Genomic DNA, 12,511 nt, shown 5'->3' with positions numbered 1-12,511 from the left:
GTACGGGTCCCCCTGCGCACCGGTCGTCCGCGCGATGATGAACGGGTGAGCGACCCCCGCGACTCGATGACCCTGCCCCGCTTGACCGAGGAGGGACAAGCTGACAGCGCCGTCGCCCGCGCACTCGACGCCGCGGCCGACATGGACGGATTCGGCACGGATGTGGCCGCCACCCTCGACTGGGCGGTCATGGTCGGCGCGACCCGGCCGCTCGATCACTCGGCGATCGACGACTGGTCGCTGCTCGCCTCGGTGGCGGGTCGCGATGTCGCGGCCGCCCGCATCCTCGAACCCCACCTCGACGCGCTCGACATCCTCGGCCAAGCCCGGCGCGAGGGGTGCGAGGCCGCGCTCGAGTCCATCGGCGCGGGCACCGGCTCGTCGTGGGGCGTGTTCGCCGCGGAGGGGCCCGGCCTGCGTCTCGAGGCCCACCGCGATCGCGACGGATGGCGACTCTCCGGCACGAAGCCCTGGTGCTCCCTCGCGCAGCAGCTCACCCACGCTCTCGTCACCGCGTGGGACGGCGACGAACGCCGGCTGTTCGCGGTCGCACTGCGCACTCCCGAGGTCGACGCTCATGCGGGTCCTTGGCACGCCCGTGGACTCGTTCCGGTGGTGAGTGCTCCGGTCGACTTCACCTCCGCGGCCGCGGTGCCCGTCGGCGAGGCCGGCTGGTATCTGCGCCGCCCCGGCTTCGCACGCGGCGGGATCGGCGTGGCGGCGTGCTGGTGGGGAGGGGCGGTCGCCCTTCGTGGTGCATTGCTCGACGCGGCTCGACGCCCCGGCGCCGATCAGCTGTCGCGGGTCCACCTCGCCCGCGTCGACACGGCCCTGTGGAACGCACGGCTCGCTCTCCGCTCGGCGGCCGAGGCGATCGACGCCGACCCTGATCCGGCGCTGCTCGCCGGGCGCGTGCGCGCTGTCGTGGCGGCTGCCGTCGAGACGACACTCGCCGAATCGGCCCGCGCACTCGGGCCACTCCCGCTCGTCGCAGACGAGCCGCATGCGCGCCGCGTCGCCGACCTGCAGATCTATCTCCGCCAGCACCACGGGGAGCGTGACCTCGCGCGGATCGGGACCAGCCTGAGCGAGGGGCGCGGAGCATGGTGAGTTTCAGCCACCGAGACGCCGGCACACCCGAGGCGACCTGGACGGAGGCCTTCGCCGGGCGTGCGCTCCCGACGATGCCCGACGACGTCGACCACCTCATCGTCGTCGCCGCCCACCCCGACGACGAGACCCTGGGAGCGGCCGGCCTGATGACGCGCGTAGCGGCGCGCGGCGGCGCCGTGACCGTGCTCGTCGTGACCGACGGCGAGGGGTCGCACCCGGACTCGCCGACCCACCGGCCGGATGAGCTCGCCCACCTGCGCCGAGAAGAGGCGACCCGGGCGCTCGCGGAGCTCTCGCCGACCATCCGCCCGCGGTTCCTCGGCATTCCCGACGGTGAGACGGATGCCGCGCGCGACGAGATCGCGCGCGGCATCCGTGACGCACTGCAGGCTGACCCCGGCAGCACCCGCCGGCTCGTCGTGTCACCCTGGCAGGGCGACGGGCACCGCGATCATCGGGTCGTCGGCGAGGTGGTCGACGAGGTGTGTTCACACGTCGGCATCCCCTGCCGGGCCTACCCCATCTGGCTGTGGCACTGGGGCTCGCCCGCCGACGTCCCCTGGGACGAGATAGAGATCGTCGACCTCAGCGGCACCGAGATCGACAGCAAACGTGCCGCCACTCGCATGCACCGCAGCCAGGTAGAGCCCCTGTCGGCGGCCCCCGGCGACGAGGTGATGCTCCATGAGGGGATGCAGCAACACTTCGACCGCTCGTTCGAGGTGTTCATCCGCGCCCCGCGCGAGGCGCGAAGCCTGACCCGCGGCTTCTTCGACGCGTTCTACCGGCGCAACGGCGACGACCCCTGGGGCTTCGACTCGCGGTGGTACGAACAACGCAAACGAGAGATCACGATGGCGACCCTCCCACGCGCCCGATACCGGTCAGCGCTCGAGCTCGGGTGCTCGACGGGTGCGCTCACGGCGTTGCTCGCGGAACGGTGCGATGCCCTGCTCGCGGTCGACATCGCCGACGCGCCGCTCGCCGTCGCGGCACGACGCCTCGGCGAGCGCAGCGACGTGCGTCTCGCACGAGCAGCACTTCCGGGCGAGTGGCCGGGCGGCGAGTTCGACCTCGTCGTGCTCTCCGAGGTCGGCTACTACTGGGACACGACCGATCTGACCGCCGCCGTCGGACGCATCGTCTCGTCGCTGACACCGGACGGGCACCTGATCGCGTGCCATTGGCGCCACCCGGTGGCGGAGTACCCCCTCTCGGGCGACGACGTCCACGCGGCTCTGCACGCCGAGGGGTCGCTGACGCGCCTCGTCCGCCACGACGAGGAGGACTTCATCCTCGAGGTGTTCGCGGGAGCAGCCGCCCGCTCGGTCGCGAACGAGACCGGTCTCGTCGCGTGACCCCGGATGCGGTGGCGGTCGTCGTGCCGGTGCATGACGAAGCCGACCTCCTCGATCGCTGCCTCGCGGCGCTGACCACGGCGCTCGAACACACCGGGCAGACGCATCCGGGCGTCCGGATCGCGCCCATCGTCGTTCTCGACGCCTGCACGGACGCCTCCGAGGTCATCGCGCGTTCCTGGCCCGTGCGCACCCTGCGCATCGACGCGCGCTGCGTCGGCGCAGCTCGGCGTGCGGGAGTCGCCGAGGCGCTCGACGAGCTCGGCGACGTCCCGCCGGCGCGCACCTGGATCGCCACGACCGACGGCGACTCCGTCGTCCCGCCCAACTGGCTCAGCCACCAGCTCGACCTCCACGCGGCAGGCGCCGAGGTGGTCCTGGGCACGGTGCGCCCGGATTTCGCCGACCTCACGGCGCGGCACGCCGCCCACTGGATCGCGACGCACCACCCCGGCAACCCGGCCGGCAACGTGCACGGCGCGAACCTGGGCCTGAGTGGCGAGGTGTACCTCGCGGCGGGCGGGTTCGCCGACCTCGACGAGCACGAGGATGTCGAGCTCGTGCGCGGGGCACGTGCGGTCGGCGCCCGCGTGGTGGCAACGGATCACAACGAAGTCGTCACCTCCGGCAGGTTCGACGGCCGCACACCCGGCGGGTACGCCGCCTTCGTCCGGGCCACCCACGCGCGGCTCTCAGATCGCCACGACGTCAGCGGCGTCCGGACGATCGCCGCGCCGCAGCACGAATGACAACACCCCCAGAACCATGGCCGTGAGCACGCACGCCCCCGCGATCAGCGCCGTCACGTTGCCGTTGATCGTCGCGTCCGACCACGTCGTCAGATCGACGGGACCCAGCACGACCGGGGCGTGCTCCAGAAGCCCGTCGACGAGCGGCCCGGCGACGACCGCGACGGCACCCGCGACCAGGCACACGATGGCGGCCCGCTGCAGCCCGCGCAGCGGAAGGTAGCGGATCACCAGAACGATCAGCAGGGCCAGACCGAAGCCTCCGGCGACGAGGGGCAGTGCGATCTCGACGAACGCGCGGTCCTGGCCCACCGCCCCGAGGATCACGGCGAGCATCAGCGTCAGCCCCACCGCATCGATCACGACAGCGACCGCGGCGCTGTGTGCGCGCAGCCATCCCGAACCGAACGATCGCAACGCGAGCGGCCCCCAGACCACGACCGCCGCGAACAGGATCGCGGCACCGGTGACGCCGAGGAACCCTGCCGAGGTCAGCGCCTCGACGGACGCGAGCAGCAGGCCGAGCGACACCAGCGCCGCGGCGAAGGTCGTCCAGCCGCGCCGCCCCGTCACCAGCAGCGGCAGCGTGGTCAGCGAGAACGCCAGAGCGACCGCCGAGGCGACGATCCAGAACCACGACAGCGTGTGCTCGACGGCGAGGTTGGTCACGAAGGTCGCGACCAGCGCGACGGCGTACGCGCCAATCGTGGTCCACAGCAGGGCGGCCCGCCACCGGCGGTGCACGCGAGCCTGGTGCGCGTCGAGCCGGCCACGGTCGTCCGCACTGGCGCTGACGAGCTCACCCTCGGTCACCCCCAGCGCTTGCGCGAGCGGACCGAGAGTCGCGAGGTCGGGGTACGACAGCCCGCGCTCCCACTTCGACACCGCCGACTCGGTCACGAAGACGCTCGCGGCGAGCTCCTTCTGCGTGAGCCCGGCGGCGCGCCGAGCGGTGGCGAGGAAGCGACCGACGTCGCCCTTGTGGGATCCGGTCCCGTACGTTTCATTCACGTCGCTCAGTGCACCACCCGCGGGGCCGGCACACCAAGCCGACACGGCTCGACCATCTGGCCAGCCCGGAATCACGCGGATGCGCGCGGGTCAGGGCAGGCGCACCGAGTCCGTCTTGGGGTGCTCGTGCGGCATCCGGTCGCGGTCGTACGTGATGGCGGAGTAGCCGTGCGGGATCGGCTGGCCGTTCTCGTCGACGCTCACGAAGACGAGACGCTCGATCGAGAGGATGCGCTTGCGCGTGATCATGTTGCGCACCACCGCGCGCATCGTCAGCGAGGTGCGACCGAAGTGGGTCGCGGTCAGCCCCATCTCGATGAGGTCGCCCTGCAGCGCCGACGACTCGAAGTTGATCTCGGAGATCAGCTTCGTCACGACGCGGTAGTTGCCGAGTTGGATGATCGCGTAGATGGCGGCCTCTTCGTCGATCCAGCGCAGCAGACTGCCGCCGAAGAGCGTGCCGTTGGCGTTCAGGTCTTCCGGCCGCACCCACTTGCGCGTGTGGAAGTTGATGCCGCCCTCCGACCAGGGCCATTCGGAACTCGTCTGATCGCTCACGTTGATCCAGCCTAATCCCGCGCATCATCGCACGCGCGGGGGCGTCGCATCGACGGGTTCCCCGCGCAACGGCGACGTCGGATGATATGACCATGGACAAGCCTGCGAAAGACTTCGACGCTCACGAGGTGACGGAGGAGGTCGCCGAACGAGTCAAGAAGCGGATGCCGGATGTCGACGACGATCTCATCCGCCGCGAAGCCGCAGCATCGGTCGAGAGCCATGCCGACGCCCGCGTCACCGACTTCATCGGCATCATCGCCGAACGCGAGACCCGCGAACGCCTCGCCGGCATCGCCGAGGAGTCGGACGCGGGCTCAGACGCGGGTTCCGCCGACACCGCGGGCTGACCAGGCCCGCTCGATCCGGGCGATCCGCCGTTCGAGGGACGTGAGCGCCGCCGCGACATCCACCGCCGGGCTGATGGCATGCACCGCGACGTGCCTGCCGTCGATGCTGGCGGTGAGGCTGCCCGGCATGAGGTTCGCGACGAGCGCCAGCGCGGCACGGGCCGTCGGCGTCTCGAGCGTCGTCGTGTGCGTCATCCACTCCGGCGCGACGTCGACATGAGGCAGCCAGATCGCCCGGCGTGCGACATCGAGCCCGCCGACGATCGAGCGGCCGACGACCCACGCGGCGAGCTCGAGCGACCAGGCAGCCCCGCGCACGGTGTCGATCATCCCCACCCGACGACGAGGCATTCCGGTCAGCGCATATGTCGCCGCGACGACGATCGGCACCGCCACGGCGCCGTAGCCGAGTGCCGCCATCGACGCCTCGGTCGCGGCCAGCCAGACGACCCCGATCGCGACGAGGCGGCACAGCACCGACGCGAGCATCCCTCTCATCCTCCTGACCATCACGACGCCACCAGCCCGATCAGCACCGCGACGAGCACCGCGCACCCGAGCGCGAGGGCGAGCAGGGCGCCCGCACCCGGCCAGGTGCCGATCGCATGCTGCGCACGGTCGAGAACCGGTCCCGCGCTCGGGCCTGCGGCGACCCGGGCGACGACTGCGCCCCGCACGCGTCCGAGGCCGGTCGACGCGACCGTCAGAGCGCGCAGCACGCCGCGTGCCGCCCGCTCCTCGATCACGACGATGTCACCGGGAGGCATGGTGGGCGAACGCTCCGGCGTGCGTCGTGTCACCGCCCAGGCGATCGCCGCCGCAACGAGCCCGAGCAGCAGCGGCCAGGTCTGCGCCCACACCGCCGACGGATCGAGCCACCCGGGCACGCTGAGCGGCGGAGCCCACGATGCGGCCAGCGCCGCCACCGGCACGACCGCCAGGACCGACAGCGCGAGCCACGCGAGACCGCGCATGCGGGCGGTCCGCTTCGGCGAGCGCTCGCGCCGTGACAGTGCGACGGCGAAGCGCGCCAGCAGCAGAGTCGATCCCACGCCGAACCACGGCAGCACGTCGGCGACGCCGAGGGCGGGAAGCAGCGGGACCGACACCTCGCCGACCGCTTCCTTGGCGACGTACTTGGCGACGAACCCGCTCGTGAACGGCGCGCCCACGAGAGCGAGCGATGCGGCGGTGAGCCCCGCCGTCACGCTCCAGCGCGGCAGCCGCTCACTGTCCCACGCCTGCACCCCGAGGAACAACGCCCCCTTCACGAGCCCGTGCGAGACGCTGTAGACGACCACGGCCGCAACGCACGCAGGCGCGAACTCGGGTGCGACGAGAGCAGCACCGACGACCGCCGTGAGGAACCCCATCTGGCTGATGCTGCTGTAGGCGAGGATCACCTTGGGATTGCGCTGGAGCACGCCCGCGGGCACCGCCAGCAGCCCGCCCACGAGGCCGAGCATGAGGAACACTCCGCCCCAGACCGGCTCGCCGCCGCCCTCGCCCAGAGGGAGGAAGCGCAGCCACCCGACGATGCCGGCCTTGAGCATCGCCCCCGACAGCACCGCGCTCGCAGGACTCGGCGCCGCCGGATGCGCGAGCGGCAGCCACACGTGCAGCGGCACCGTGCCCGCCTTCACGCCGAAGCCGATCAGGAGCAGCAGGATGATCGTCCCCGATGCCGGCGAGGCGGCGACGGCCGCGGGAGCCTCCCCGACCGTCGTGACGCCGTCGGCAGCCAGCATCAGCAGCGCCGCGAGCACGGCGCACTCGCCGAACACCGTCAGCACCAGGTAGATGACACCCGCGCGCCGCGCGCCGCGCGTCCGGTCGTGCACGACGATCGCGTACCCGAGGAAGCTCATCGCGGCGAACGCGAGGTAGAACGTCACGAGGTCATCGGCGAGGAACACGGCGATGTTGCCGGTGAAGCACAGCAGCAGGAAGGCGGTCAGCACGTGCGGACGCTCGGCCTTCGACCGCACGACGAACGACAGCGCCACCCCGTAGAGCACGACCGCCATGAGCACGAGCGGCCGGGCGATGGCGTCGAGCCGGATCGAGGTGCCCAGCAGCATCCACGCGACCTCATGGCGCGCACCAGCATCCACGACCGCGGCCGCACCGGCGGGGACGACGGCGAGCCAGGAGAACCGGGCGAGCTGCTCGCGCGCCCGGCGCGCGCCTGAGCCCCCGACACCGCTCAGCACGGCGATGAGCGCCGCGACCAGCAGCGGCAGCGACAGTGCGGGAACGAAGATCACAGCCATGCTCCGTCCGCGATGAACTGCGCGAGCGACCACGGCGAGAACTCCCAGCCCGCGGCGACCCCGAGCCCCACGACGAAGGCCGCCGTCACGAGGGTCGGAATCAGCAGCGCGGCCGGCGCCTCGAGGCGTCGTGCCCGGTCGCCGGGCTCGATCAGCCGGGGCGCTCGCTCGCCCGACTCGGCGATGGCCGCGGGCTCGGTCCACATCGCGATGATGACCGGCAGGAAGTACCCGGCATTGAGGATGGTGCTCGTCAGCAGCACCGCGATGACCCAGGGTTGTCCGGCATCCAGAGAACCGACGCCCAGCGCCCACTTGGAGATGAATCCCGCGAAGGGCGGCAGGCCGATCATCCCGAGCGCCGCAACGGTGAAGGCCGTCGCCGTCAACGGCATCCGCCGGCCGACCCCGGCGAGCTCACTGATCTTGTGGATTCTCAGCTCCTCGGCGAACAGCCCGGCGCAGAAGAAGAGGGTGATCTTCATGAAGCCCTGGTTGACCATGTGCACGATCGCGCCGGCCGTCGCCATCGGAGCCAGCAGCGCCGCCCCCAGCGCGATGTACGCCACCTGCGACACGGTCGAGTAGGCGAGGCGCTTCTTCAGATCGTCCTGGGTGAGGGCGCGGAGCGACCCGTAGACGATCGTGACCGACGCGACGACGGCGAGCACGCCGAGCAGGCCGAGATCGGCGAAGAGCTCGAAGCCGAAGGTGTCTTCGACGACGCGGATGATGCCGAACGCCCCGGCCTTGACCACGGCGACGGCGTGCAGCAGGGCGCTGACCGGTGCCGGGGCGACCATCGCGATCGGCAGCCACCCGTGCAGCGGGAAGAGGGCCGCCTTCACCCCGACGCCCGTCAGCAGCAGCGCGCCGATGGCCGTCGCCGTCGCGGGATCCCGCGCGGCGAGCGCGGCGACCTCGGGGATGCCGCCCGAGACGAACTCGACCGGCCCGACCTCGAGGGTCAGCCACGCGACACCCAGCAGCAGCACGACCCCGCCCACGAGGGTGTAGCCGAGGTAGGTGCGCGCACCCCGCATCGCCTCGGGGGTGCCGCGATGGGCGACGAGCGGATAGGTCACGAGCGTCAGCAGCTCGAAGAAGATCAGGAAGGTGAAGAGGTTCTGCGCGAGCGCGATACCCGTCGTCGCCGTCACGCACAGGCTGAAGAAGCCGAAGAACCGGCTGCGGTTCGGAGCGCCTTCGAGGTAGCCGATCGCGTAGACGGTCGTGACCAGCCAGAGGCCCGACGACAGCGCGACGAAGAACAGCGAGAACGTATCGGTGACGAAGACGATCTCGAGCCCGGGGATCCACTCGAACGACGACCGGAGCTTCTCGCCCGACACGACCACGGGGATGAGCACGACCACGATCGCCACCTTCGCGATCGCGCCGGCGAGGTTCAGCGCGGTGCGCAGCTGCCGCTGCTCCTCCCGCAGACCGAAGATGACCAGTGCCGGCACGAGCGAGGTCAGCAGCAGCACGACGGGGATGAGGCTGGGCGAGACGACAGAACCCGGGATCACGGTGCCACCCCCTCGATGATCGCCACGAGCGGCGCCGGGAAGACCCCGATGACGACGGATGCCGCAGCCAGCGCGAACGGCACGATCGACAGCGTCCGCGGCGGCAGGCCGTGGGGCGGCGGCGGATCGTCCCCCGGGGGCGAGAACATCGCCCGCAGCATCTTCGCGATGTACGCGAACGTCAGCAGCCCGCCGACCAGCAGCACCGACACCCACCACCACGCGCCCGCGGCGAGCGAGGACTCGAGGAGCTGCCACTTGCCGACGAACCCCAGCGTGGGCGGCAGGCCGGCGAGTCCCACGCCCGCGATGCCGATCGTGGCCGTGATGAGCGGCATCCGCGCCAGGGCGCCGCGGAGCCCGGACAGGCGGTCGCTGCCGTAGGCGACCATGAGCGTGCCGGCGGCGAGGAACATCGCGGCCTTCGCGAGTCCGTGCGCGACGGCGAGCACGACTCCGCCGCTCCACCCGGCCGCACCTGCCCCACCATCCTGCGGGTCGCCGTGAAGCATGAGCGGCAGGATGAGCACGAGATACCCGACTTGAGCCACCGTCGAATAGGCGATGACGGTCTTGAGCCGGTCGCGGCGGAGCGCCATGAAGCCGCCCCACAGCACGCCGGCGGCGCCGGCCGCGGCCGCGGTGTTCGCCAGCGCAGGACCGAGGTCGGTGATCGGGCCGACCGCGGCGAAGACCCGCCACAGCACGAACAGCGACGCCTTGATGACGAGCGCCGAGAGCAGCGCGCTCACGGCGGCGGGGGCAGCCGGGTGTGCCACCGGGAGCCAGGAGTGGAGCGGGAACAGCGCCATCTTCGCCGCCATCCCGATGAGGACCAGGGCGAGCGCAACGGCCGTGACCGGCCCGTCGTCGAGGCGATCCGCCGCCAGCGCGAGGTCGAGCGTCCCGGCCTCGCCGTACACGAGTGCTACCGCGAGCAGGTAGAACAGCGAACCGGTCACCGCGACGAACAGGTACCGCAGGGCCGCAGCACGCGCCCGCGCGCCCCCCAGCGCGACGAGCGCCACCGCAGCGAGGGTCAACAGCTCGAGCAGCACGTAGATCGTGAACAGATCGGCGGCGACGAAGACACCCGAGATCGCTGCCATGGCGAACAGCGCGAGCGGCCAGAAGCCGTCCGCCCCCACCAGCCGGGGCTCGGCGGCGCCCACGATGAACACGGCGAGCATCACGACATGCCCGAGGGCGAGCATCGCGACAGACGCGCCGTCCGCCTGCAGCGCGACGCCGAGCGGCGGGGCCCACCCCGCGAGCTCGATTCTCACGGTGCCCGTGTGAGCGACAGCGAACCACAAGGCGACCACGACGGCGCCGCTCGCGGCGACGGCGGCGATGCCCACCGCGGCGCGCAGGCGCGCGGAGACGAGCGCGGCGATGACGGCGGCGACGACGGGCACGAACAGCAGGAGCGCGATCATCCGTCCCCCTGCTCGTTCTCGTCGGCCGTGTCCTCGACGCGACGCGCGAGCGCGAGGGCGAGTCCGGTGATCGCGGCCATGACGACGATCCCGGTGAGCACGAGTGCCTGCGGCACCGGATCCGGGGCGCCGCGGTCAGCGAGGGCCAGCAGCACGAGCATCACGCCACCAGAGGCGACGTTCAGCGCGACGATGCGTCGGATGAGGTCGCGCACCACGAGGTGCGCCACGGTCCCGATGACGAACACCAGGGCTCCTGCACCGAGGAACAGCAACGTGGCGTTCATGCGCGTCCCCCCTCGACTGGCCCACCAGGACTCGAGCCGGCAAGCCCCGCGCCGTCATCGACCGCGCCAGCAAGCCCCGCGCCGTCATCGACCCCGCCAGCAAGCCCCGCGTCGTCATCGACCGCGCCAGCAAGCCCCGCGCCGTCATCGACGGCGCCAGCAATGAAGAATATTCCGCTGAGTGCGACGCCGATTCCGATCGCGAGCACGGCTTCGATCGCGAGGATCGCCGCTCCCGCCCAGGCGGTCTCGAGCCCGAGCCACGACCCCGTCACGCCGAGGCCGATGACGGCGAGGGCGACGAACGCCAGCAGACTCCCGCCGGCGACGGCTGTCGTCGCAGACCGCGAGATAACCGCCGAGCGGATGCCGCACAGCCGAGCGATCACGAGCGCTGCGGCGAAGAGCGCACCCGACTGGAACGCCCCGCCGGGCTGCACGCTCCCGGCCACCAGCACCCAGATCGCGAGCACGAGAACGACCGGCACCAGCACGACGGCGAGGGCCCGCCGCACCGGATCGGCACCCGTCACGGACGGCAGCCGCTCGCGCCCGATCGCCCCCGCGGCCACCACGACGACCACCAGCACGGCGATCTCGAGCAGCGTGTCGAGGCTGCGGTAGTTCAGAAGCACCGCCGTGACCGGGTGCGAGACGCCCGCCGCATCCGTCGAGGCGATCGCCTCCCGGCCGAGCTCGGCCGGTTCGACGTTCACGCTGCGTACGGCGAGCAGGAGTCCGACGAGTGCGGCCGCACCGCCGACGACGGCTGCGCCCACCGTCACGACCCGGCCCCGCGGATCGGCATCCGGTCGGGGCGGCGTCCGGCGCCCGAGCGCGTCGACCAGCAGCGCCCCCGCGATCCCCCCGCCCAACGCCGCCTCCGCGAGTGCGACATCGGGCGCGTCGATGCGACCCCACAGCACCGCCAGCAGGATGCCGAACACGAGGAACGCCGTCGTCGCGGCGGCTCGGCCGCGCACGAGCACCGCCACCGATGCGGCCACGACGACCGCCCCGACGGCGAGTACGTCCAGCATCGCGAGCGTCACGAGCCCCCTCCCGCCTCGGGGGGCCCGTTCCGACGCCGTTGACTGCCGGCGAGCAGGTGCGAGTTGCCCGCAGTGCCGAGCAGCGCCAGCACCCAGATCAGCAGGAGCTTGGCTGCGATCCCGACGATGCCGAGCCCGTCGCCGCAGCGAGCGATCGTGTCGACGATGAGGGCGACGACGATGAACCCGAGTCCGAGATTGTCGGCCTTGGCGACGGCGTGGAGGCGGGTCGGAAGATCCGGAAAGCGAAGCAGCCCCAGCGTTCCGACCACGACGAACAGACAGCCGATCACCAACAGCCCGATCACGACGGCATCCAGCACGACGACGACGGCGCCGGTCACCGCTCGGCCCTCCGGGTGTAGACGACCACGACGACCGTCGCGAGCGCGACCACCGTGACCGCGACATCACGCAGAGCCGCGACGTGGAGCGCTGAGGCGAGCACGACGAAGAGCGCCGCCCCGCTCGTCCCGAGCAGCACGAAGGCGGTCAGCCGGTCTTCCGGGCTCGGCCCACGCACGGCCCGCCAGAGCCCGACACCGATGCAGACGAGGAGGACGGCAGCAACCGCGTACAGCGCGATGTCCACTGCGGTCATGGCGTCTCCCATCCGACGTCGTCAGAGACGATATCCGGAATGCGAAACTGCCCGCCTCCGCTGGCGTGCGGCGGTGCCCGTTTGGTATGCGCCGCTACCGGCGGTCGTCGGTGGTCTGTCCGTAAACGTTCTGATACCGGTCGTACAACGCATCGATCGCGTCCTGCGGGATCGGGATCACCTCACCC

14 protein-coding genes are annotated in these 12,511 nt (G+C 71.7%); 4 read left to right on the top strand and 10 right to left on the bottom strand.

All coding sequences use genetic code 11. The features are described 5' to 3' along the window. Positions 1-45: 45 nt before the first annotated feature. The 3 genes from DEU36_RS15280 to DEU36_RS15270 are packed head-to-tail and all read left to right on the top strand — an operon-like array spanning position 46 to position 3,220. Positions 46-1,110, top strand: a complete 1,065-nt coding sequence (locus tag DEU36_RS15280) for an acyl-CoA dehydrogenase (protein WP_259455408.1) — start codon at positions 46-48, stop codon at positions 1,108-1,110. After that, positions 1,104-2,471, top strand: a complete 1,368-nt coding sequence (locus tag DEU36_RS15275; RefSeq protein ID WP_120265203.1) for a bifunctional PIG-L family deacetylase/class I SAM-dependent methyltransferase — start codon at positions 1,104-1,106, stop codon at positions 2,469-2,471. Before DEU36_RS15280 ends, DEU36_RS15275 begins: the two co-directional genes overlap by 7 nt. Further along, positions 2,468-3,220: a glycosyltransferase family 2 protein gene (locus DEU36_RS15270; RefSeq protein ID WP_259455407.1), complete on the top strand. Its 753-nt coding sequence runs from the start codon at positions 2,468-2,470 to the stop codon at positions 3,218-3,220. Before DEU36_RS15275 ends, DEU36_RS15270 begins: the two co-directional genes overlap by 4 nt. On the opposite strand, the gene DEU36_RS16175 is transcribed toward DEU36_RS15270, so the two are convergent. Both DEU36_RS16175 and DEU36_RS15260 read right to left on the bottom strand, forming a co-directional pair. After that, positions 3,164-4,231, bottom strand: a complete 1,068-nt coding sequence (locus DEU36_RS16175; RefSeq protein ID WP_220700950.1) for a helix-turn-helix domain-containing protein — start codon at positions 4,229-4,231, stop codon at positions 3,164-3,166. The two genes, DEU36_RS15270 and DEU36_RS16175, sit on opposite strands and share 57 nt — an antisense overlap. Before the next feature lie 90 nt (positions 4,232-4,321). Beyond that, positions 4,322-4,789: an acyl-CoA thioesterase gene (locus DEU36_RS15260; protein ID WP_259455406.1), complete on the bottom strand. Its 468-nt coding sequence runs from the start codon at positions 4,787-4,789 to the stop codon at positions 4,322-4,324. A gap of 92 nt (positions 4,790-4,881) precedes the next feature. On the opposite strand from DEU36_RS15260, the gene DEU36_RS15255 reads away from it, so the two are divergent. Next, positions 4,882-5,139 (top strand): three-helix bundle dimerization domain-containing protein, encoded by a 258-nt coding sequence (locus DEU36_RS15255; protein WP_120265202.1) that lies wholly within the window; start codon positions 4,882-4,884, stop codon positions 5,137-5,139. Here the strand turns inward: DEU36_RS15255 and DEU36_RS15250 are convergent. Genes DEU36_RS15250 through DEU36_RS15215 form a run of 8 tightly spaced genes read right to left on the bottom strand, consistent with a single transcriptional unit; the run spans position 5,107 to position 12,323 of the window. Beyond that, positions 5,107-5,628 carry a Na+/H+ antiporter subunit E gene (locus tag DEU36_RS15250; RefSeq protein WP_183045436.1) on the bottom strand — a complete coding sequence of 174 codons (522 nt, stop codon included), beginning with the start codon at positions 5,626-5,628 and terminating at the stop codon, positions 5,107-5,109. The two genes, DEU36_RS15255 and DEU36_RS15250, sit on opposite strands and share 33 nt — an antisense overlap. A 20-nt stretch (positions 5,629-5,648) precedes the next feature. Beyond that, on the bottom strand, positions 5,649-7,412 hold the full coding sequence (locus DEU36_RS15245; protein WP_147374445.1) for a complex I subunit 5 family protein: 1,764 nt from the start codon (positions 7,410-7,412) through the stop codon (positions 5,649-5,651). Further along, positions 7,403-8,944, bottom strand: a complete 1,542-nt coding sequence (locus DEU36_RS15240) for a complex I subunit 5 family protein (RefSeq protein WP_259455405.1) — start codon at positions 8,942-8,944, stop codon at positions 7,403-7,405. The genes DEU36_RS15245 and DEU36_RS15240 overlap by 10 nt, the downstream gene beginning before the upstream one ends. Further along, positions 8,941-10,383 carry a complex I subunit 5 family protein gene (locus DEU36_RS15235; protein ID WP_120265199.1) on the bottom strand — a complete coding sequence of 481 codons (1,443 nt, stop codon included), beginning with the start codon at positions 10,381-10,383 and terminating at the stop codon, positions 8,941-8,943. The genes DEU36_RS15240 and DEU36_RS15235 overlap by 4 nt, the downstream gene beginning before the upstream one ends. Continuing rightward, a complete protein-coding gene (locus DEU36_RS15230) occupies positions 10,380-10,670 on the bottom strand; it encodes an NADH-quinone oxidoreductase subunit K (RefSeq protein WP_120265198.1) in 291 nt (96 codons plus the stop codon). Before DEU36_RS15230 ends, DEU36_RS15235 begins: the two co-directional genes overlap by 4 nt. Beyond that, positions 10,667-11,722 (bottom strand): hydrogenase subunit MbhD domain-containing protein, encoded by a 1,056-nt coding sequence (locus tag DEU36_RS15225; RefSeq protein WP_120265197.1) that lies wholly within the window; start codon positions 11,720-11,722, stop codon positions 10,667-10,669. Before DEU36_RS15225 ends, DEU36_RS15230 begins: the two co-directional genes overlap by 4 nt. Next, on the bottom strand, positions 11,719-12,066 hold the full coding sequence (locus tag DEU36_RS15220; protein WP_220700949.1) for a monovalent cation/H(+) antiporter subunit G: 348 nt from the start codon (positions 12,064-12,066) through the stop codon (positions 11,719-11,721). Before DEU36_RS15220 ends, DEU36_RS15225 begins: the two co-directional genes overlap by 4 nt. Beyond that, the gene (locus DEU36_RS15215) at positions 12,063-12,323 is read right to left on the bottom strand and encodes a hypothetical protein (RefSeq protein ID WP_220700948.1); all 261 of its coding nucleotides are present in this window, start codon (positions 12,321-12,323) and stop codon (positions 12,063-12,065) included. Before DEU36_RS15215 ends, DEU36_RS15220 begins: the two co-directional genes overlap by 4 nt. Positions 12,324-12,511: the final 188 nt, after the last annotated feature.

It is taken from the genome of Microbacterium sp. AG238 (assembly GCF_003610405.1).
Classification (GTDB): domain Bacteria; phylum Actinomycetota; class Actinomycetes; order Actinomycetales; family Microbacteriaceae; genus Microbacterium.
Note: the sequence above shows the minus strand (reverse complement) of the source record. Positions and strands in the feature narration are given on the sequence as shown.

What these genes read in the sequence shown, in the direction of transcription:
- DEU36_RS15250 (WP_183045436.1), bottom strand. Translation starts at nt 5,628, where the DNA reads ATGCTCGCGTCGGTGCTGTGCCGCCTCGTCGCGATCGGGGTCGTCTGG.
- DEU36_RS15235 (WP_120265199.1), bottom strand. Translation starts at nt 10,383, where the DNA reads ATGATCGCGCTCCTGCTGTTCGTGCCCGTCGTCGCCGCCGTCATCGCC.
- DEU36_RS15245 (WP_147374445.1), bottom strand. Translation starts at nt 7,412, where the DNA reads ATGGCTGTGATCTTCGTTCCCGCACTGTCGCTGCCGCTGCTGGTCGCG.
- DEU36_RS15275 (WP_120265203.1), top strand. Translation starts at nt 1,104, where the DNA reads ATGGTGAGTTTCAGCCACCGAGACGCCGGCACACCCGAGGCGACCTGG.
- DEU36_RS15255 (WP_120265202.1), top strand. Translation starts at nt 4,882, where the DNA reads ATGGACAAGCCTGCGAAAGACTTCGACGCTCACGAGGTGACGGAGGAG.
- DEU36_RS15230 (WP_120265198.1), bottom strand. Translation starts at nt 10,670, where the DNA reads ATGAACGCCACGTTGCTGTTCCTCGGTGCAGGAGCCCTGGTGTTCGTC.
- DEU36_RS15215 (WP_220700948.1), bottom strand. Translation starts at nt 12,323, where the DNA reads ATGACCGCAGTGGACATCGCGCTGTACGCGGTTGCTGCCGTCCTCCTC.